Source organism: Cellulomonas sp. JH27-2, assembly GCF_014837175.1.
Taxonomy (GTDB): domain Bacteria; phylum Actinomycetota; class Actinomycetes; order Actinomycetales; family Cellulomonadaceae; genus Cellulomonas.
The window spans coordinates 200,475-220,405 of record NZ_JACYFR010000004.1 but is presented as its reverse complement, the minus strand read 5'-3'; the positions used below and the strand labels follow the sequence as shown (position 1 = coordinate 220,405).

The window sequence follows — 19,931 nt, the reverse complement described above, 5'->3', positions numbered from 1 at the left end:
GACGACGACCTGACGACGGCCACCCATCGAGACGCTCGACCCGAAACCTCCGAGATGTCGTGCTTACCATGTACGCCGATCGGGTGACACCAGAGCCGCCTGCGCCCGATCCTCCCCCCGTGAGCAAGGATGTGCGCCCATGGCGTCCAGCACCAGCACCCGCTCCACCGCCCGCGTCGTCGTCCTCGCGCTCGTCGCCGTCCTGGCCCTCGTCGGCCTGGTGCCGGCCGTGGCGACGGCAGCCCTGCCCGCACCCGCATCCGTGCGGGTCGTCCCGGGCGTCAAGCAGGTGAGCGTCAGCTGGAAGGCCGTCAAGAGCGCGAAGAAGTACACGGTCCAGGTCTCGTCCTCGTCGAAGTTCGCGAGGTCCAAGACCCGCACGACGACCACCACGAAGACCGCCCTCGCGGTCAAGAAGCTCAAGCTCCGCACCGCGTACTGGGTGCGCGTGAAGGCGGCGGGGACCTCCTGGAGCGCGAAGCAGAAGACCACGCCGACCACCAGCTCACCCCGGTACAAGACCGGGGTGAAGGTGACGGCGGCGGGCCAGGACAAGGTCACGGTGAGCTGGCCCAAGTACGTCGCGGGCACGTCGCTCAAGGTCGTCGCGTCGTGGGCCAACGAGAACGTCTACAAGTCCGGCCACCGCACCCCGTCGGCCCTGAACAGCGCCAGGATCTGGACGACGAGCGTCGCCGTCAGCCGCACGTCCGTCGTGCTCACGATCCCGGCGAAGTGGCGTGCCCGGATCGGCTCCAAGGGCACCGAGGCCGTGTACGTGCACCTGTACGCCCGCAACGGCTCGAAGGTCGCCCACTCGGTCACCGCCGTCGGCTACCCGTCCCCACCCCCCGTCACCGGCTCGTCGAAGGACGCCGTCACGTTCGCCACCTGGAACGTCGCGAGCTCGACCGCGACCGCCTCCATCCCGGGCCGGTCGTGGGACAAGCGCAAGGCCGCGGTCAGGAACGGGATCCTCCACGCCGGCGCCTCGGTGGTCGCGGTGCAGGAGGCGGCCGCGTCGAAGAAGTCCGGCGAGCAGTACCAGGAGCTGGCGCGCATGGTGTCCCCGACCTACCGGTCCGCCGTGGCCATCGCCCGCATCCCGCTGACAGGAGCGCAGTCCGACCGGTACGAGAGCATGGGGACCGCGGGCGCCTCCCGCTCCGACCACATCCTCTACAAGCCGGCCGATGTCACGCTGATCGCCTCGGGCGTGCAGTCGACGCGGTCGCTGGCACGCTCGGTGACCTGGGACAAGAGCAAGTACGACCGCCAGTTCACCTGGGCACGGATGTCCTCGAAGGCGACCGGCCACCAGTTCTACGTCGTCTCGACGCACCTGGAGCAGGGCACATCGAGCACGGTGCAGAAGATGCGCAAGGCCGCCGCGGCGGGCGTCCGCAGCTTCATCGCCGCGAAGGCCAAGGCGGACGGGCAGCCCGACGCGCCGATCGTCGTCCTGGGCGACTTCAACTCCGACTCCCGCTGGACCAGCGGACCTCAGGTCGACATGGTCAAGGCCGGTTACACCAGCGCGACGAACGCCGCGAGCACCACGCGCCGCAAGGACACGACGTCCAACAGCCACAACGCGAGCAAGGACCACGGGTACCCGGTCAAGCCGTACAAGTACGCCTACACCGGCACCCGCATCGACTACGTGTTCGTCAAGAACGGCTCGGGCGTCTCGCGGTTCGTCAACCAGATGATCCTCACGTCGTCCGGGAAGTTCGACGAGCGCTACCGCGGCTCCGACCACAACCTGCAGTGGGCGCGCATCCGGATCTGACGCGTCAGCGCGCGCGGTAGCGCACCAGGTCCAAGGCGTAGGCCTGCCACCACCGCCCCGCCGCGGGACCGCCGTTGCAGGCGCCGTCCGACTCGCCGGGCCGCTTGACCCACAGGTACGCGTCCAGGGCGCCCCCGGCGTGCGACAGGGCCGGCTTGCGCCCCAGCCCCTGCTTCGGGGGGTTGCACCACTGGCCGGCGGCCGAGTGCCGCCCGTTGCGGGACGTGTCGATGACGTAGTGCCGGTGGCTCGCGGTGACCTTCTTCGTCGCGAGCGCGGTGGCGACCTTCGTGGCGTACGTCTTCTCCGCGGTCGTCGAGTTGAAGTTCGAGACGTTCGTCGAGAAGCCGCGGCCGTACCGGACACCGGCCTTGACCAGGCGCTTCGCTGTCTCGGCGGGTGTGCGCCAGCCGGAGTGGCCGGCGTCGATGTACACCCAGGCGCCGGTCGCGGCCAGCTTCCTGGTCGCGTAGGCCAGCAGGGCGTAGCGGGCGGAGTCGGCGCAGTCGAGCATCAGCGCGTCGGGCTCCAGCACGACGAGCGCGCGGCTCCTGCCCTTGACCGCGCCGTCCTTCAACCCCGCGGCGACCTGGCGCACCCACGCCTTGTACTGCGTCGCGGCGAGCCCGCCGGCGGACTGACCGCCGCAGTCGCGGCCCGGGATCGCGTAGAGCACCAGCTGCGGGGTCCGCTTCGCGGCGGCGGCCTTCTTGACGTACGTGCGCACGGTCGACCGGGTGGCGGTGCCCGTCCAGTCACCGATCCACTTCCCCTGCGCGGTCGTCGAGATGACCTCGAGCTTGCGGGCCGTCGCCGTCCTGCCGGCCTTGCGGGCCGCCTTGGCCGCGTCGTACGCCGAACCCGCCTTCTCGACGTAGAGCTTCTGCGTCAGGCGCGGGTCCAGCCTCGCGGCCTGCGCCGGTGCGGCGACGACGAGCGACGCGGCCAGCGCGACGACGAGCGCGAGCGCGGTCATGGTGACGCGGCGCCCGTCACGCGCATGACGCGCATCGGTGGCGGCAGAGCGGCGCGTGAGCATGACCGGGAGCGTAGCGGTCGGTCAGAGCCGGAGGCAGGCCCGCAGGCCGCCCAGGTGGCTGTCCCCCAGGGTGAGGTCTCCGCCGCCGTCGCGCGCGAGCTCGCGGGCGATCGCGAGCCCGAGCCCGCTGCCGCCGCCCTCGCGCACACGCGCCTCGTCGAGCCGGACGAACCGCTCGAACACCCGCTCGCGGTCGGCGATAGGGATGCCGGAACCGTCGTCGTCCACCGTCACCGCACCCGGAGCGACCGTGACGACCACGCGGGACCGCGCGTGCCGGACGGCGTTGTCGACGAGGTTGCGCACCACGCGCGCCACCGCGTCCGGATCGGCGGTCCCCGTCCCGGACCCGACCACCTCCATCCGCACCACCGCGCGCACGCCCACGGACCGCGCGACCTCCCGCGCGACCCCGGCGAGGTCCACCTCGACCGGCCGACCCGTCGTCGAGCCGAGACGAGCCAGCAGCAGCAGGTCGTCGACGAGCGTCTGCATGCGGGTCAGGTCGCCGTCCAGGTCGGCGGCCAGCTCGTCGGCCGGGTACGCCTGCGGGTGAGCGCGTGCGACGTCGACGGCCGCACGCAGCGACGCGATGGGCGAGCGCAGCTCGTGCGCCGCGTCCCCGACGAAGGTGCGCTGCCGCGCCAGGGCGGGTTCGAGCGCCCGGCCCAGGGCGAACCAGATCGCGACCGCGAACATCGCCGTCAGCACGGGCACGACGCCGAGCAGCGCGAGCGTCAGCGCGTGCAGCAACCCGCGCACCTCCGTCATCGGCACGGTCGCGACGACGGTCGCGGGCTCGTCCTGCCACGTCGTCGCCCGGACCGCCGCGCGGGCCTCGTCGTCGTACGCGCTGTCCGTCGTGCTGCCCACCCAGGGTGCGCGCGCCCGCAGCTCGGCGACCTCGTCCGCCGGCAGCACGGGCAGGGTCGCGCTCGCCGTCGGCGACGTCGCGAGCACGCGGCCCGACGCGTCGAGGAGCTGCACGATCTCTCCGGGCTGCGCCACCGGCAGCGTGGTGGGCAGGCGGTCGTCGGCGGCGAGCTCCGCGACGGTGTCCGCCCGCTGCACCACCACGTCGTCCAGCGCGGCGACGCGTGTGCGGGACAGCACCGTGGTCAGCGCGACGGCCCCGACGACGAGCGCGACGCAGAGCAGACCCGCCGTCACGAGCGTCAGCCGCAGGCGCAGCGTCCAGCGTCTGGTCCTGCGCCCCCTGGCCGCCACGGGCCTCAGCCCGCGACCCGGTAGCCCGCGCCGCGCACGGTCGACACCGCCGCGCGGCCCAGCTTGCGCCGAAGGTAGCCGACGTACACCTCGACGACGTTGACGTCCTCCCCCGCCCCTTCCCAGACGTGGTCGCGCAGCTCGAGCTTGCCCACCACCCGGTCGGCGTTGCGCATCAGGTACTCGAGCAGCTCGAGCTCGCGGGCCGTGAGGTCGACGAACCGACCCTCCTGCGTGAGCGTCCTTGCGGCGGGGTCCAGCACCAGGGCGCCGACGGTCAGGACGGGGCTCTCCACGCGCGGCGGCCGGCGCAGCAGCGCGCGCAGCCGGGCGACGAGCACGACGAACGCGAAGGGCTTGGTCAGGTAGTCGTCGGCGCCGACGTCGAGGCCGTCGGCGACGTCGTACTCGCCGTCCTTCGCGCTCAGCATGAGAACGGGCGTCCACACCTCGCGCGCCCGCAGCGCGGTCACCACGTCGTACCCGTTGCGCCGCGGCAGCATCACGTCCAGCACGATGGCGTCGTAGTCGTGCGCCGTTGCCATCTCCAGGCCGCGCTCGCCGTCGTGCGCGACGTCCACCGCGAAGCCCTCGGCGCCGAGCCCCCGGCGCAGGGCGTGCGTGAGCGATCGCTCGTCGTCGACCACCAGCACCCGCATCCCGGCAGCATGTCACCCTGCGCGGCCCGCGGCCCGCCCGCCTCTCAGCATCGCCACAGCGCCCAGGGCGCAGGCTGGTGCCATGAGCATGTCTCCCCGGGCCCGCTGGGCCGTCCCCGCCGTCGTCGGCGCGATCGTCGCCGCAGCCTTCGTCGCCCCTCCGCTGATGGCGTCGGCCAGCAGCGACGACCTGCCGGACGTGACTCCGGAGCAGCTCGTCACGGACGTCGCGAAGGCGCCCGACCAGCCGCTGTCCGGCACGGTCGTCTACACGGCGCGCCTTGGCCTGCCGTCGCTGCCGCTGGGCGACGTGGCCGGCGCGTCACCCGTCAACCTGCTGGACGGCAGCTCGACGCTGCGGGTCTGGTCGGACGGCGACGACCGCTCGCGCGCGTCGCTGCTGGGCCCCACCTCGGAGTACTCGGTGGTCCGTGACGGGTCGCAGGCGTGGACGTACTCCAGCACCGACGACCAGGTGGTGCACTACTCGATCCCCGCCTCGGACCAGGCGCGCTACGAGTCGATGCAGGCCCAGCCCCAGGTGGCCGGCGACCTGCCGACGCCGGCCGCGGCCGCGCGCTCCGTGCTGAACCTCGTCGAGCAGTACTCGAGCGTGACGCTCGACGCCGCCACGACGGTCGCCGGACGCAGCGCGTACGACCTGGTGGTGACGCCGAAGGACAGCGACACGCTCGTCGGCCACGTCGTCGTGTCGATCGACGCGAAGACCGACACGCCGCTGCGCGTGCAGGTGTGGTCGACGAAGGACACGAAGGCCCCCTCGATGGAGGTCGGCTTCACGGACGTGACGTTCGCAAAGCCCTCGGACGCCGTGCTGAGCTTCACCGCTCCCGCGGGTGTCGACACCAAGGACGTCGTCGTCCCGCTGCCCGCCGCGACGGACGAGCCCTCGACCGCCCTGCCCGAGGGCGTCACGGTCAGCGGCACCGGGTGGGAGACCGTGGTGCAGGCGAGCGGTGTCAACGTCGCGGGGTTGCTGGCCGGCAGCACGGACGCCCTGTCCACGGTGCCGGGGAGCAAGCCGATGATCGGGTCGAAGAGCGGCCAGAAGCTGCTCGACGAGTTCGGCGCGGACGGCAGCGACAAGGCGCGCGAGCTCGACCTCCCCACGCTCTACCAGACGCTCACCACGGCCGTCCCCGAGGGGCGGCTGGTGCAGACCACGCTCGGCAGCGTCCTGGTGACCACGGACGGCCGCGTCCTGGTGGGCGCCGTCCCGGGGTCCACGCTCCAGGCCGACGCGCGCTGAGCGCCGCATGACCCAGCTCCAGGCTGCGTCGTCGACCGCGTCGGACCAGACTGCGGACGTGCCCACCGACGCGTCGACCGCCGTCCGCACCCGAGGGTTGACCAAGCGCTTCCGGTCCGGGCAGGTGGCCGTCGACGGCATCGACCTGGCCGTGCCGCGCGGTGCGGTCTACGGGTTCCTGGGGCCCAACGGGTCGGGCAAGACCACGACCATCCGCATGCTGCTGGGACTGGTGCGCCCGACGAGCGGGCAGGCGTGGCTGCTCGACGAGCCGATGCCCGACGCGGCGCCCGCCGTGCTGCCGCGCGTCGGCGCGCTCGTCGAGGGGCCGGGCTTCCACCCCTACCTGACCGGCCGCGCCAACCTGGCCCGGCTGGACGCCGCCGACGCGACGGCCGACCCGCGCACGGCGACCCGCCGCGCGTCGACCGCGCTCGAGCGCGTGGGACTGCTGGCCGCCGAGCACAAGCCGTTCCGGCAGTACTCCCTGGGCATGAAGCAGCGGCTCGGCCTGGCCGCGGCGTTGATGCGGCCCCGCGACCTGCTCGTGCTCGACGAGCCGACCAACGGCCTGGACCCGCAGGGGACGCGGGAGGTGCGGCTGCTCATCCGCGAGCTCGCGCAGGCCGGGACCACGGTCCTCGTGTCCTCCCACCTGCTGGGCGAGATCGAGCAGGTCTGCACGCACCTGGGGATCATGAGCCGCGGCCGGCTGCTGCTGCAGGGCGAACGCTCCGTGCTCGACTCGCGCGGCACCACCACCGTGCAGGTCACCGTGACGCACGGGCACGCCGCCAGCGCCGTCGGCGTGCTCCGGGTGCTGGGGCTGGACGTCACCGCGGAGGGGCCGGTGCTGACCGCCGACCTGGGCCCGATCGACCCGCCGCGCATCCCCGCCGCGCTGGTGCACGCGGGCATCGAGGTCACCGGCTTCGAGGTACGACGCCCCAGCCTCGAGCAGGTCTTCGTCGAGCTGACCGGGGAGGGTTTCGATGTCGCTCGTTGAGGCCGTCCCGTCCCGGGCATCGTCGTACTGGCGCCTGCAGCGCAGCGAGCTGCGGCTGGTGCTGGGCCGACGACGCAACCTGGTGCTGCTCGTCGGGCTCGCGCTCGTGCCCCTGCTGCTGGGCCTGGTCCTGTTCTTCACGCAGGACACCGCGCTGTCCGGGCAGGGGCCCGCGTTCCTGTCCCGCGTCACCGGCAACGGACTGTTCCTGGTGGTCGCGTCGGTGTTCCTGTGCCTGCCGTTCCTGCTGCCGCTGACGATCGGCATCGCGTCCGGCGACGCCATCGCCGGCGAGGCCGCGGCGGGCACCCTGCGCTACCTGCTCACCGTGCCGGTGGGGCGCTCGCGCCTGCTGCTGGTCAAGGCGGTCGGGGCGCTGGTGTTCGCCGCCGCGGCGGTCGCGTCGATCGCCGTCGTCGGGCTGGTCGCCGGGGCGGCGCTGTTCGGCGTGCGCGACGTGACGCTCCTGTCGGGCGACACCGTGCCGTTGGCCGCGGGCGCGCTGCGCGTGCTGGCCGTCGTCGTCTACGTCGGGCTCTCCCTGACCGGGCTCGTGGCCGTCGGGCTGTTCTTCTCGACGCTCACGGAGGTGCCGGTGGGTGCGATGGCTGCGACCGTCGTCGTCGCGATCGTGTCCGGCGTCCTGGACACGATCCCGTCGCTGCACGCCATCCAGCCCGGGCTGCTCACGCACCACTGGCTCGACTTCGCCGAGTTCCTGCGCCTGGAGCCGAGCTGGAGCGTGATCGGCGGCGGGCTCGCGGTGCAGGCCGCGTGGGTGGCCATCTTCGGCGCGCTCGCGTGGAGCCGGTTCACGACGGCCGACGTGACGTCCTAGCCCTCGTCGCCGGTGAGGTCGACCAACACGATGCTGACGTGCACGCGGTCGCCCTCGTCGAAGCCCTCCTTCACGCGCACCGGCTTCTTGACCGGCAGCACGTAGGCGGACGCACCCGGGAACAGGCTCGTGCGCCAGGTCGACGACCCGATGGTCGCCTCCACACGCACCGAGCCGAAGCCGCGCGTCACCCCCGCGGCGACCTCCGCGATCTCGTCCGACAACGCCTCGGGGAGGTCGACGTGCTGCTCGGGTGGCCGCGCCGCCCAGACGTGCAACGTGCCGTCGAACTCGTAGGCGGGCTCAGCCACGAGGCTGCTCGACCTTGCGCGGCAGCGCGAACACCAGCGCGAAGCTCACGACGGCCAGCACGGCGCTGACCGCCATCGCGTGCGCGGCGCTGTCGGCGAACGCCTGCATGATCGCGGCCGGGTCGCGGCTGGTGATGCTCAGCGTGCCGAACAGGACGCTGCCGATCACGGCGATGCCGATCGCGCTGCCCACGCGCTGCATCACGGAGATGACGCCGCTCGCCGCACCCGCCTCGCGACGGTCGACCGTCGCGACGATGAACTGGGCGTTGGGAGCGATGAACAGCCCGTTGCCGATGCCCGCGATCGCCAGAGGCGCGGCCAGGTCCCAGTTGGTCAGGTCCGTCGCGTCGACCACGCGCAGGACGATCCACACCCAGATCAGCCCCACCGCAACCATGGCGGTGCCGAGCACCAGCACCGTGCGGCCCAGCCGCTGCGAGAGCCGGTTGCTCTGCGACGCGCCGACGATCGACCCGAGCGCGAACGGGACGCCCACCACGCCGGACTGCAGCGCGGTGTGGCCGAGCCCTGCCTGCCACAGCAGCGAGATGGTGAAGAAGATGCTGGTGAACGCCGCGAAGTAGACGAGCGCCAGGACGGTGCCGCCCGTGAACGCCGGGTGGGAGAACAGGTGCGGTGGGACCAGGGGGTTCTTGTCCAGCCGCGCGTCGCGCAGCTCCCAGAGCGCGAAGAGCACGATGAGCAGCACGCCCGCCGCCAGCGAGACGAAGGTCCACGTGGGCCAGCCCTTGTCCTGCCCCTCGATCAAGGGCACCAGGATGGCGACGAGCCCGGCGGTCAGCAGCGCGAGCCCGACCAGGTCCGTGCCCTCTCTGGCGTGCCCCTCGTGGCCGGCCGGCAGCAGCCGGGCGGCAGCGACGAGGGCGACGATGCCGATAGGGATGTTGACCCAGAACACGAGCCGCCAGCCGTTCTCGTCGCCGAAAGCCTCGATGATGAGACCGCCCAGGATGGGACCGAGCGCGGTGGAGACGCCGATCACCGAACCCATGATCGCGAACGCCTTGCCGCGCACCGGTCCGGGGAACATCAGCTGGATCATCGCGGTCACGGCGGGCACGAAGATGCCGCCGGCCGCGCCCTGCACCACGCGGGCGACGACGAGCTCGATGCTGGACTGCGCCAGGCCGCAGAACAGGCTCGCCACGGTGAAGAGCGCGAGCCCGGAGAAGAACACCCACTTGTGCCCGATCCGGTCACCCACCCGCCCCGCCGGGATGAGCAGGATCCCGAAGGCGAGGGCGTAGCCGGAGATGATCCAGCTCAGGGTCGCCTCGCTGGCGTCCAGGCTCTTCTGGATGGTCGGGAGCGCGACGTTGACGATGGTCGTGTCGAGCAGCGCCATGAACATGCCGGCCATCAGCACCACCAGCGCGTTCCACGCGCTGCGCGGCACCGCCGGCGGCTGCCGGGTCTGCTCGGCCTGGGTCATGACGCGACCTTGTCCTCGACCTCGGTGTCACCGACCCGGGAGTGCGACCGCGAGTAGAAGAAGTAGATCCCGAAGCCGAGCACCAGCCACACGAGGAACCGCAGCCACGTCTCGACCGACAGGTTGATCATCAGCCAGAGGCAGATGAGCGCGGACACGATCGGCAGCACCGGGACCCACGGCACCCGGAAGGCCCGGGGCAGGTCGGGGCGCGTCCGGCGCAGGATGATGATCCCGATGCTGACCAGCAGGAACGCGCTCAACGTCCCCACGTTGACCATCTCCTCCAGGACACCCACGGGCGTCAGGCCGGCGACGAGGGCGCACACCACGGTGATCGCGGCGGTGATGACGTACGGCGTCCGGAACGTGGGGTGCACGCGGGCCAGCCCGCGCGGCAGCAGGTTGTCGCGGCTCATCGCGAAGACCACGCGGCTCGCGCCGATCATGAGCGTCAGCACCACGGTGGTCAGGCCTGCGACGGCCCCGGCGGAGATGAGCGTGGCCATCCAGTCCTCGCCGTGCACCGTGAACGCGTTGGCGAGCGCCGCCTCAGGGTCGAGCTTGTCGTAGGGCACCATGCCCGTCACGACGATCGAGACCGCGCAGTACAGGACCGTGCAGATGATGAGCGAGCCGATGATGCCGATGGGCAGGCTGCGCTGCGGGTTCTTGGTCTCCTCCGCGGTGGTGGCGACCACGTCGAACCCGATGTAGGCGAAGAACACGAGCGCGGCGCCCGCGAAGATTCCGCCGACCCCGAAGGCGCTGGGCGTGTGGCCGAGCAGCGCCTGGATGAGCGGCTGCGTCAGACCGGTCGTCGTGTCCGTGGCCTGCGCCGGCGGGATGAACGGGTGGTAGTTGGCGGAGTTGACGAAGCCGATCCCGGCGACGATCACGAACAGGACGATGAAGAGCTTGATGCTCACCAGCACCAGGTTGACCCGCATCGACTCCTTGATGCCGATCGTGATGAGGATGCCGAGCACGATGATGAGCCCCATCGACAGGAGGTCCACCGTGCCGCCCGCGCCGATCGCCTCGGGCACGTCGATGCCGATGTTCCCCAGGAAGACCATGAGGTAGGAGCTCCAGCCCTGCGCGACGACGCTCGCGCCCAGCACCATCTCCAGCAGCAGGTCCCAGCCGATGATCCACGCGAAGATCTCGCCCAGGCTCGAATAGCTGAAGGTGTAGGCAGACCCCGAGACCGGCACGGTCGAGGCGAACTCCGCGTAGCACATGGCGGCGAGCGCACAGCACACGGCCGCGAGGACGAAGCTCAGGACGATCGCCGGGCCGGCTGTCTGGTTGGCGGCGCGACCCGTGAGCGTGAAGATGCCGGCACCGATCACCACGCCGACGCCGAAGACGATCAGGTCGAGCGCGGACAAGGACTTCTTCAGCTGGTGCTCCGGCTCCTCGGCGTCCGCCAGCGACTGCTCGATGGACTTGGTGCGCAGGATGCTCATGCTCACCCCTTCTCGTTCCGGCCTCGCCACGGTCGGCGCGGGTCGTCGGCTGCCTTCGTCGGGCCTGGTCAGCAGGCTCGGTGGGCACGCTCGGTCAGCAAGCAGTCTGCCCACGTCGGGGCGCGACCGCGCGCCGAGACGCACCTCGAGCGCTGCGGGTAACGTGCGAGGCGGCGCGCACGAGGACGTGCGCCGCCGTTCCGAGACGAGGGAGTCCGTCGTGGTGATCCGTAGCCCCTTTGCCGACGTCGAGATCCCTGACCTGTCCGTGCACGACTTCCTGTTCGGCGACCTGTCCGACGCGGAGCGGGGCTCGATCGCCGTGGTCGACTCGGCGTCCGGTGCGACGACGACCTACGGCGAGCTGCTCGCGCAGGTCGATCGCGTGGCGGGGGCGCTGGCCGCGCGGGGCGTCGGGCCGGGCGACGTGGTGGCGCTGCACTCCCCCAACTCGGCGGCGTTCGTCGCGGTCTTCCACGGCATCCTGCGGGCCGGCGCGACCGTCACGACCGTGAACTCGCTCTACACCGGCGAGGAGATCGGGCGTCAGCTGCGCGACGCGGGAGCCGTCTGGGCCGTGACCGCGTCGCCGCTGCTGCCCGCGATGTCCGCCGGTGCCGCCGCAGCCGGGCTCGAGGACGACCACGTCGTCGTGCTGGACGGCGCGGACGGTCACTCCTCGCTGGCCGACCTGCTCGCCGAGGACCACCCGGCGCCGGACGTCGCGTTCGATCCCGCGACGCACCTGGCCGTCCTCCCCTACTCGTCAGGCACCACGGGCCTGGCCAAGGGCGTCATGCTCACCCACCGCAACCTGGTCGCGAACGTCGCGCAGTCGCTCCGGCTGATCGTGCTGACGCCCGACGACGTCGTCGCGGCCGTGCTCCCGTTCTTCCACATCTACGGCATGACCGTGCTGCTCAACCTGTCGCTCAAGGCCCGCGCCCGCCTGGTGACGTTCGCACGCTTCGACCTCACTCAGTTCCTGGGTGCGGTGGCCGACCAGCACTGCACGTATTTGTTCGTCGCGCCGCCCATCGCGCTCGCACTGGCCAAGCACCCGCTGGTCGCAGAGCACGACCTGTCGAGCGTGCACACGATCCTGTCCGGCGCCGCACCGCTGGACGGGGCGCTGGCCGACGCCGTCGCCGACCGGTTCGGCTCGCGGGTGGTGCAGGGCTACGGCATGACCGAGATGAGCCCGGTCTCGCACGCCGTGCCCGCGGACCGCGACGACCTGCCGCGCGGCTCGGTGGGAGTGCTGCTGCCCAACATGACGTGCCGGCTCGTCGACCCGGCCGACGGGCACGACATCGACGTCCCCGCCGAGGGCATGAGCGAGCCGGGCGAGCTGTGGTGCCAGGGTCCCAACGTCATGGTGGGCTACCTGGGCGCCGACGAGGCGACCGCCGAGACCCTCGACGCAGACGGCTACCTCCACACCGGCGACATCGCGACCGTCGACGCCGACGGCGCGTTCTACGTGGTCGACCGGCTCAAGGAGCTCATCAAGTACCACGGCTACCAGGTGCCGCCGGCCGAGCTCGAGGCGCTGCTGCTCACGCACCCGGACGTCCAGGACGCCGCGGTCGTCGGGGCGCCCGACGAGGACGGGCAGGAGGTGCCCAAGGCGTTCGTCGTGCTCCGCCCCGACGCCGACCTGAGTGCCGAGGTGCTCATGGCGTGGGTCGCAGAGCGGGTGGCGCCGCACAAGAAGGTCCGCCAGGTCGCGTTCATCGACGCGGTGCCCAAGTCGTCGTCGGGCAAGATCCTGCGCAAGGACCTGCGGGGCCGGTGATCGCGCCGGTCGGCCGCGCCCGGGGCACGATGGGCCGATGACGACCGTCGCGATGATCCCCGGCGCAGGCGGGTCCGCCTGGTACCTCCACCCAGTCGTCGACCTGCTGCGCGGACGCGGCATCGACGCGTTCGCCGTCGACCTGCCCGCCGCCGACCCCGCGAAGGGGCTGACCGACTACGCGGACGTGGTGGGCGAGGCGATCGGCGCGCGCGACGACGTCGTGCTCGTCGCCCAGTCCCTGGGTGGGTTCACGGCGCCGCTCGTGTGGCCGCGGGTCGACCTGCGCGCCGTCGTCTTCCTGACGGCGATGGTGCCGGTCCCCGGTGAACGCCTGGGCGACTGGTCGGAGCACGTGGGCGCGGAGGCGGAGCGCCTGGCGGCCGCCCAGCGCGGTGGCTGGTCGAGCGCGTTCGACGACACGACGTTCTTCCACGACGTGCCCGCGGAGCTCGTGGAGCAGGCCGCCGAGCACGACGAGAACGAGGCCGCGACCGTCTTCGACGAGGCGGTCGACTTCGCATGGCCCGACGTGCCGGTCCACGTCGTCGCGGCGCGCAACGACCGGATGTTCCCGCTCGACCTGCAGCGCCGCGTGGCACGCGAACGACTCGGCGTCGAGCCGGAGGTCGTGCCCGGGGGCCACCTCGCGACGCTCAGCTCCCCCGGGCCGATCGCCGACCTCCTGGCCCGCTGGGCGGCCTGAGCCTCACGCCTCGAACGCGGTGGTGCCGTCCGGGTCGAGGCACCGCGTGATGCGCTCACGCATGTCGGCGGTCATCGGCGGCAGCTCGTCGAGCCGGAACCACCGCGCGTCCGTGTTCTCGCCGTCGGCGGGCGCAGGCTCGCCCGAGACGAACTCGTAACGGAACGTCAGGTCGAGGTACTGGGCCTGGTCACCGTTCTCGTACGTCATCGGCGGCAGCACGTGCACCCAGGCCAACCGCTGCGGCACGGCCACGACGTCCGCCTCCTCCAGGATCTCGCGCGCTCCCGCCACGGCCGGCTCCTCGCCGGGGTCGATGATGCCGGTCACGGGGGTCCAGGCTCCGGTGTCCGCGCGCCGGACGAGCAGCACCTCGGTCCCGTCGGCGCCGTCTCGCAGGACGACCGCCGTCACTCCGGGCAGCCACAGCGGGGCGTGCCCGACGGAGGCACGCAGGTCGACGATGAACTCGGGGATGGCCATCCACCGATCCTACGAAGACGTGTGTGGGTGGCCGGTGCGACGATGCGGCAGGAGGTGATCGCGCATGCGAGTGACCAAGCAGGTCGTCGTGCTCGACGTGCCGGACCTGGCCGTGGCGTCCACGTTCTGGGCGACGTTGCTGGACGGGACGGTGTCCGTCGAGGACGACTGGCACACGGTGCTCGTCGACGGTGAGCCCCGGCTGGACTTCCAGCTGGTGCCCGGTCTGGTGCCGCCCGACTGGCCCGACGGCGAGCCGCAGCAGCTGCACCTGGACCTGTCGGTCGAGGACATCCGGTCCGCGCACGACGAGGCGATCGCGGCCGGCGCGCGGCTGCTCCAGGGCGCGGACCTGGACCTGCCGCGCGGTTTCCAGGTCTACGCCGACCCCGCCGGGCACCCCTTCTGCCTGTGCTGGGGCTCGGACTGACGAGGCGTCAGCCGATCGTCCACGTCGACCCGACCAGCAGCACCACATCGAGGGCCGCCACCGCGATCGACGCCACGAAGGGCATCTTGCTGCGCGGGCGGGTCAGCGCGACCGCCGCGCCGGCCACTGTGACCGCCAGCGCCACGACCAGCAGCGCCGTCGGCACGCTCGACGGCGCGCCGGGCGGTGCCAGCACGACGAGCGTCGTCGCCCCGAGCAGCGCGGCCGCGGACGCCACGACGGTGGCTCGGCGACCGATCCGGTGCGGTGCGCCGCGCACCCCCGTGGCCTCGTCGTCGAGCAGGTCGGGCAGCACGTTGGTGCCGTGCGCGCCCACGCCGAGCAGCGCGCCGGCGGCGATGGCCCACCAGCGCGCGCCGTCCGCACCCACGGCCAGCGCGACGAACAGCGGCAGCAGGCCGAACGAGAGCGCGTACGGCGCCCACGACCACGCCGTCCGCTTGAGCGCCAGGTTGTAGCTCCATGCGGAGGCCACGGCGACGAGGTGGACCGCCCCCGCGACCCATCCTGCGGCCAGGGAGAGCACCACGCACGACGCCGCCGCGATCAGCGCCGCCGTGCGCACGGTCGCCACGGGCAGGCGACCGTCGCCCACCGGCTTGTCGGTGCGCCCGACGGCCGCATCACGAGCCGCGTCGACCCAGTCGTTGCTCCACCCGATCGACAGCTGCCCGGCCAGGACCGCGGCGCCGACCAGCAGCGAACGCCATCCGCCGCCCGCCCCGAGCGCGAGGGCAGTGCCGAGCGCCGTCACCGCGACGGTGGGTCCCGGGTGCGACGCGAGGACGAGGTCAACGGTGCGGCGGGCGACGCCGGCCCGCGCGCTCGCTCGTCGGCCGGCCGCGACAGACCCGTCGGTCACCCGCCACCTCCCGTCGTCGCCGTGCGTCTGCTCGGCTCGCGGGTTCATCATCGATGCGCGGGCTGCAACGGGCGAGTCGTCGCCGAACCCGCGAGTCGCCACGGAACCCGCGAGCGCCGGCAGGCCGGCGGACCCGACGCCAGCGGGAGCCGTCGGCGCGCCGGATCCGGGCGCGCGTGTGAGGCTGCTCGGGTGAGCAGGATCGCCGCGATCGCCCCCGTGCTGCCGGCGCACGCCCATGCGCAGGCGGACATCACCGCCGCGATCGCCCCGCTGCTCACCACCGACCCGCGGCGCCTCGCCGTCATCGACCGGATGCACCGGGCCACGGGTGTGCGGACGCGGCACATGACGCTGCCGCTCGAGGACTACGCGGGCCTGACGTCGTTCGACGACTCGTTGCGCGCGTTCGTCACCCACGGCCTGGACCTGGCCGCGCGAGCGTGCGAGCAGGCGCTGGACCGGGCCGGGCTGACCGCCGCCGACGTGGACCTCGTCGTCGTCACGTCGATCACCGGCATTGCGGCGCCGTCCCTCGACGCGCTGCTCGTCGAGCGCATCGGCCTGCGTCCCGACGTGCGCCGCATCCCGGTGTTCGGCCTCGGGTGCGTGGGCGGAGCCGCGGGGGTGGCGCGCGTCCACGACTACCTGCAGGGACATCCCGACGACGTCGCTCTGCTGGTCAGCGTCGAGCTGTGCTCCCTGACCCTGCAGCAGGGCGACGACTCGATGGCCAACATCGTCGCGAGCGGCCTGTTCGGCGACGGCGCGTCGGCGGCCGTGATGGTCGGCGACGTGCGCGCGGCCGACGACGCCGGCGGCATCGACGTCGTCGCCACGCGCAGCGCGCTGTACCCGGGCACCGCCCGCGACCTGGGGTGGGACATCGGCGGCTCCGGCTTCCGGATCCTGCTGGCCAGCAGCCTGGGCGACCTGGTCCGCGAGCACCTGGGCGACGACGTCACGGACCTGCTGGCCGCGCACCACCTCAAGGTGAGCGACGTCGGCGCGTGGGTGGCGCACACCGGCGGGCCGCGCATCCTCGAGTCCGCGGCCCACTCGCTCGACCTGCCCGACGAGGCCTTCGCGGCGAGCTGGGCGTCGCTGGCCGAGGTCGGCAACCTGTCGTCGTCGGGCGTCCTGCACGTGCTCGCCCGAACCCTGGACGACGGCCAGCACGTGCCGGGATCGCCGGCGGTGATGTTCGCGTTCGGGCCCGGCGTGAGCGCCGAGACCGTCCTGATGCGCTGGCCGGAGGCTTCATGACCTGGTACCACGCCCTGCTCGCGGTGGTCGTCGTCGAGCGGCTGTGCGAGCTCGTCGTCGCCGCACGGCACTCGCGCTGGGCCTTCGCCCGCGGCGGCATGCAGTACGCGCAGGGCCACTACCCGGCCATGGTCGCGCTGCACGTCGGTCTGCTGGTCGGGTGCTTCGTCGAGCCGCGCGTGCGCGACGACGCCCCCCCGTTGTTGCTCGCGGTGGTCGCCGTCGCGGTGGTGGTCGCCGCGAACGTGCTGCGCTGGTGGTGCATCCGCACGCTCGGCAACCTGTGGAACACGCGCATCGTCATCGTGCCCGGCGAGCCCCTGGTCGCGACCGGCCCGTACGCGCTGATGCGGCACCCCAACTACGTCGCGGTGGCCGCCGAGGGGCTGGCGCTGCCGATCGCCGGGGGTGCGTGGATCACCGCCGCTGCGTTCACCGTGCTCAACGCCGTGCTGCTGCTGGCCTTCCGCATCCCGGCCGAGGAGCGGGCGCTGCGGTCCGCGGGCAGCTCGTCGGGCACCTCCACGGGCACGGCAGGCACGGCGGCGTGAGCGTCGACGTCCTGGTGGTCGGCGGCGGGCCCGTGGGCCTCGCCGCGGCGATCGAGGCGCGGCTGGCGGGACTGTCGGTCACCGTGCTCGAGCCGCGCCCCGGGCCGGTCGACAAGGCGTGCGGCGAGGGGCTGATGCCCGGTGCGGTCGCGGCGCTCGCGCGGATCGGCGTCGACCCCGACGGGCACGAGCTGCGCGGCATCCGCTACGTCGCGGGCCGCCGCCGCGCCGACCACCTGTTCGCCACGACGTCCGGCCGTGGCGTGCGCCGCACCACGCTGCACGCGGCGCTGGAGGCCCGCGCGCGGGAGCTCGGCGCGGACCTCGTCGGGACCCGGTCCGGGCCGATCAAGCAGGATGACGAGGGCGTGACCTGCGGCGACGTCCGCGCGCGGTGGCTGCTGGCCTGCGACGGCCTGCACTCGCACATCCGCTCCCAGCTCGCGCTGGACCGGCGCGCCAGCCGCTGGCAGCCGCGCCGGTTCGGCCTGCGCCGGCACTTCCGTGTCGCGCCGTGGTCCGACCTGGTGGAGGTCCACTGGGGCCCGCACGTCGAGGCGTACGTGACCCCGGTGGCCGACGACATGGTGGGCATCGCGCTGCTGTGCCCACCGCACACCGACTTCGACGCGACGCTGGCCGCGCTGCCGGACCTGGCCGCGCACGTCGCAGGCGCACCGACGATCGGCGCGCTGCGCGGCGCCGGCCCGCTGCGCCAGACGACGTCGCGCCGCACGGCGGGCCGCATCCGACTGGTCGGCGACGCGTCCGGCTACGTCGACGCACTGACCGGCGAAGGCCTGCGCGTCGGGGTCGCGCAGGCACACGCGGCGATCACGACGCTGCCCGACGACGACTCCGGCGAGTCCGTCGCCTCGTCGAACGCGGCCTACGAGCGGGCATGGTCCGCTGTCACGCGCGACTACCGCGTGCTCACGTCCGCGCTGGTCACGACGTCGGCGACGCCGCTGCGCCGAGGCATCGTCCCGCTCGCCGCTGCCGCGCCGGCGCTCTACGGAGCGGTCGTCGAACGCCTGGCGCGTTGAGCGCGACGGCCGCCGGGGCGGACCGTCCCGCGGCGTCGGACGCGGACGCGCACCCGGCGCGACGCCGCCGCCCGGGCCGGCCCACCGTCCGGCGCCTCGTCCGGTGCCGCGTGCGGCTGCGGGACGACCACCTCCATCACCATGGACCCGTCGGCCGGGCCGTCGACGACGACCACGTCGGCGGCCGGCTCCCCGAGCGACCGGCGCGCCCGCAGGTATGCGGGGACGAGAACGACGGCCGATCCGAGCCAGGCGAGCGGGTTGCCCCACACGATGCCGGCGTAGCCGAACATCGACCCCAGCACCACAGCCGCCCCGACGCGCATCGCGAGCTCGACGACACCGGTGATGGTCGGGACCAGCGTCCGGCCCAGTCCCTGCAGCGCACCGCGCAGCACGAACAGGATGCCCAGCGCGGAGTACGTCAGGCCGTTGACCGTGAGGAGCTCCGCCGCCATGTCGACCACCTGGTCCTCGCCCGGCCCGACGAACAGCGCGACGATGTCGCTGCCCCAGGTCACCAGCACGATGCCCAGCAGCACGGACACGGCGACCGACAGCCACACGGCCTGCGTCACGCCGGCGCGGATGCGGTCGGGCCGCCCGGCGCCGTGGTTCTGCGCGACGAACGTCGAGGCCGCGAGCCCGATCGAGCCGAGGAACGCGACCGCGAGGCCGTCGACGCGGGAGCCCGTCGTGTACGCGGCGACCGCGTCGGCGCCCAGCTCGTTGAGTCGCAGCTGCACGGTCAGCGAGCCGATCGCGATGATCGACGCCTGGAAGCCCATCGGCAGGCCGATGCGCAGGTGCACGCCGAGCTCGTCACGCGCGCCGACGAAGTCTGCACGGCCGATGTGCAGCGCGGGCACGCGGCGCTTGATGTACGCGAGGCAGAGCGCGACGGAGATGAGCTGCGAGACGACGGTCGCGGCAGCGGCTCCGCCGACACCCCAGCCCAGCGCCCCGACGAGCAGCACGACGAGGCCGGCGTTGAGGCCGCAGCACAGCGCGAGGAAGACGAGCGGCGTGCGGGAGTCCCCGATGGCGCGGATGATCGCGGACAGGAAGTTGAAGAACATGGTCGCGGCGGCGCCGGCGAAGCTGATGGTCGCGAACGTCGTGGCCTCGCCGATGAGCTCCGGGGGCGTGTCGAGCAGGCGGAGCGCGGGCCCGGTCAGCGCGAGCGACAGCCCGGTGAGTACCACGCTGGCGGCTGCGGTGAGCATGGTCCCCGCCGCGACCGAGCGGCGCACGGCAGCCGCGTCGCCCGCGCCGAACGCCTGCGCGGTCGGGATCGCGAAACCGGACGTCATGCCCCACGCGAAACCGAGGAGCAGGAACAGGAGACTGCCCGTCGAGCCGACCGCCGCGAGCGAGTCGACACCGAGCGTGCGGCCGACGATGAACGCGTCGGTCACCTGGTACATCTGCTGCACCACGTTGCCGATCAGCAGCGGCACGGCGAAGACGGCCATGACACGCCAGGGGCTGCCGACGAGGAGGGACTTGCGCATGGGGTGGGGGGCTCCGGGAACTCGTGACGAGACGCTCGTATCGATTCGAGCGACGCAGGAATCGTATCGTTACGACCGGCACTGACCAGCACGCTTTTCTCGAGCAACCTGCGAACTTGGTCACGTGTCCACGACACCTTCACGCGGCATGACGAAGTCCTGGCAGGGCACCGGCCAGGACTTG

19 protein-coding genes are annotated in these 19,931 nt (G+C 72.8%); 10 read left to right on the top strand and 9 right to left on the bottom strand.

Annotation, left to right across the window (positions count from 1 at the left end):
- Positions 1 to 139 precede the first annotated feature (139 nt).
- The gene (locus IC607_RS13850) at positions 140 to 1,792 is read left to right on the top strand and encodes an endonuclease/exonuclease/phosphatase family protein (RefSeq protein WP_191787986.1); all 1,653 of its coding nucleotides are present in this window, start codon (positions 140 to 142) and stop codon (positions 1,790 to 1,792) included.
- A gap of 4 nt (positions 1,793 to 1,796) precedes the next feature.
- Here IC607_RS13850 and IC607_RS13845 read toward each other — a convergent pair whose 3' ends face one another.
- The 3 genes from IC607_RS13845 to IC607_RS13835 form a co-directional block, all read right to left on the bottom strand.
- On the bottom strand, positions 1,797 to 2,831 hold the full coding sequence (locus IC607_RS13845; protein ID WP_191787985.1) for a glycoside hydrolase family 6 protein: 1,035 nt from the start codon (positions 2,829 to 2,831) through the stop codon (positions 1,797 to 1,799).
- Between the two features lie 21 nt (positions 2,832 to 2,852).
- Positions 2,853 to 4,001 carry a sensor histidine kinase gene (locus IC607_RS13840; RefSeq protein WP_370526238.1) on the bottom strand — a complete coding sequence of 383 codons (1,149 nt, stop codon included), beginning with the start codon at positions 3,999 to 4,001 and terminating at the stop codon, positions 2,853 to 2,855.
- 62 nt (positions 4,002 to 4,063) lie between these two features.
- Entirely contained in the window at positions 4,064 to 4,717 is a 654-nt protein-coding gene (locus tag IC607_RS13835) for a response regulator transcription factor (RefSeq protein WP_191787984.1), read from the bottom strand.
- Between the two features lie 82 nt (positions 4,718 to 4,799).
- Between IC607_RS13835 and IC607_RS13830 the strand changes: the two genes are divergently transcribed.
- The 3 genes from IC607_RS13830 to IC607_RS13820 are packed head-to-tail and all read left to right on the top strand — an operon-like array spanning position 4,800 to position 7,831.
- Entirely contained in the window at positions 4,800 to 5,987 is a 1,188-nt protein-coding gene (locus tag IC607_RS13830; protein WP_191787983.1) for a hypothetical protein, read from the top strand.
- 7 nt (positions 5,988 to 5,994) lie between these two features.
- Positions 5,995 to 6,993, top strand: a complete 999-nt coding sequence (locus tag IC607_RS13825) for an ABC transporter ATP-binding protein (protein WP_191787982.1) — start codon at positions 5,995 to 5,997, stop codon at positions 6,991 to 6,993.
- A complete protein-coding gene (locus IC607_RS13820; protein ID WP_191787981.1) occupies positions 6,980 to 7,831 on the top strand; it encodes an ABC transporter permease subunit in 852 nt (283 codons plus the stop codon). The genes IC607_RS13825 and IC607_RS13820 overlap by 14 nt, the downstream gene beginning before the upstream one ends.
- Here IC607_RS13820 and IC607_RS13815 read toward each other — a convergent pair.
- Genes IC607_RS13815 through IC607_RS13805 form a run of 3 tightly spaced genes read right to left on the bottom strand, consistent with a single transcriptional unit; the run spans position 7,828 to position 11,070 of the window.
- Complete coding sequence (locus IC607_RS13815) at positions 7,828 to 8,142, bottom strand: DUF1905 domain-containing protein (protein WP_191787980.1); 315 nt, start codon at positions 8,140 to 8,142, stop codon at positions 7,828 to 7,830. The two genes, IC607_RS13820 and IC607_RS13815, sit on opposite strands and share 4 nt — an antisense overlap.
- A complete protein-coding gene (locus IC607_RS13810; protein ID WP_191787979.1) occupies positions 8,135 to 9,598 on the bottom strand; it encodes an MFS transporter in 1,464 nt (487 codons plus the stop codon). Before IC607_RS13810 ends, IC607_RS13815 begins: the two co-directional genes overlap by 8 nt.
- The gene (locus IC607_RS13805; protein ID WP_191787978.1) at positions 9,595 to 11,070 is read right to left on the bottom strand and encodes an amino acid permease; all 1,476 of its coding nucleotides are present in this window, start codon (positions 11,068 to 11,070) and stop codon (positions 9,595 to 9,597) included. Before IC607_RS13805 ends, IC607_RS13810 begins: the two co-directional genes overlap by 4 nt.
- Before the next feature lie 223 nt (positions 11,071 to 11,293).
- Between IC607_RS13805 and IC607_RS13800 the strand changes: the two genes are divergently transcribed.
- Both IC607_RS13800 and IC607_RS13795 read left to right on the top strand, forming a co-directional pair.
- A complete protein-coding gene (locus IC607_RS13800) occupies positions 11,294 to 12,868 on the top strand; it encodes an AMP-binding protein (RefSeq protein WP_370526267.1) in 1,575 nt (524 codons plus the stop codon).
- Between the two features lie 37 nt (positions 12,869 to 12,905).
- On the top strand, positions 12,906 to 13,574 hold the full coding sequence (locus IC607_RS13795) for an alpha/beta fold hydrolase (RefSeq protein ID WP_191787976.1): 669 nt from the start codon (positions 12,906 to 12,908) through the stop codon (positions 13,572 to 13,574).
- 3 nt (positions 13,575 to 13,577) lie between these two features.
- On the opposite strand, the gene IC607_RS13790 is transcribed toward IC607_RS13795, so the two are convergent.
- Complete coding sequence (locus IC607_RS13790; protein WP_191787975.1) at positions 13,578 to 14,057, bottom strand: NUDIX domain-containing protein; 480 nt, start codon at positions 14,055 to 14,057, stop codon at positions 13,578 to 13,580.
- A gap of 64 nt (positions 14,058 to 14,121) precedes the next feature.
- On the opposite strand from IC607_RS13790, the gene IC607_RS13785 reads away from it, so the two are divergent.
- Positions 14,122 to 14,487 carry a VOC family protein gene (locus IC607_RS13785; RefSeq protein ID WP_191787974.1) on the top strand — a complete coding sequence of 122 codons (366 nt, stop codon included), beginning with the start codon at positions 14,122 to 14,124 and terminating at the stop codon, positions 14,485 to 14,487.
- 7 nt (positions 14,488 to 14,494) lie between these two features.
- On the opposite strand, the gene IC607_RS13780 is transcribed toward IC607_RS13785, so the two are convergent.
- Entirely contained in the window at positions 14,495 to 15,370 is an 876-nt protein-coding gene (locus IC607_RS13780; protein ID WP_370526237.1) for a UbiA family prenyltransferase, read from the bottom strand.
- A gap of 192 nt (positions 15,371 to 15,562) precedes the next feature.
- On the opposite strand from IC607_RS13780, the gene IC607_RS13775 reads away from it, so the two are divergent.
- From IC607_RS13775 to IC607_RS13765, 3 genes are read left to right on the top strand one after another with little or no spacing between them, the layout of a single operon-like run.
- On the top strand, positions 15,563 to 16,636 hold the full coding sequence (locus IC607_RS13775) for a 3-oxoacyl-[acyl-carrier-protein] synthase III C-terminal domain-containing protein (RefSeq protein WP_191787972.1): 1,074 nt from the start codon (positions 15,563 to 15,565) through the stop codon (positions 16,634 to 16,636).
- Positions 16,633 to 17,187, top strand: a complete 555-nt coding sequence (locus tag IC607_RS13770; RefSeq protein ID WP_191787971.1) for an isoprenylcysteine carboxyl methyltransferase family protein — start codon at positions 16,633 to 16,635, stop codon at positions 17,185 to 17,187. Before IC607_RS13775 ends, IC607_RS13770 begins: the two co-directional genes overlap by 4 nt.
- The gene (locus tag IC607_RS13765) at positions 17,184 to 18,233 is read left to right on the top strand and encodes an FAD-dependent oxidoreductase (RefSeq protein ID WP_191787970.1); all 1,050 of its coding nucleotides are present in this window, start codon (positions 17,184 to 17,186) and stop codon (positions 18,231 to 18,233) included. The genes IC607_RS13770 and IC607_RS13765 overlap by 4 nt, the downstream gene beginning before the upstream one ends.
- Here IC607_RS13765 and IC607_RS13760 read toward each other — a convergent pair.
- The gene (locus IC607_RS13760; protein ID WP_191787969.1) at positions 18,200 to 19,747 is read right to left on the bottom strand and encodes an MATE family efflux transporter; all 1,548 of its coding nucleotides are present in this window, start codon (positions 19,745 to 19,747) and stop codon (positions 18,200 to 18,202) included. The two genes, IC607_RS13765 and IC607_RS13760, sit on opposite strands and share 34 nt — an antisense overlap.
- Between the last annotated feature and the right edge of the window lie 184 nt (positions 19,748 to 19,931).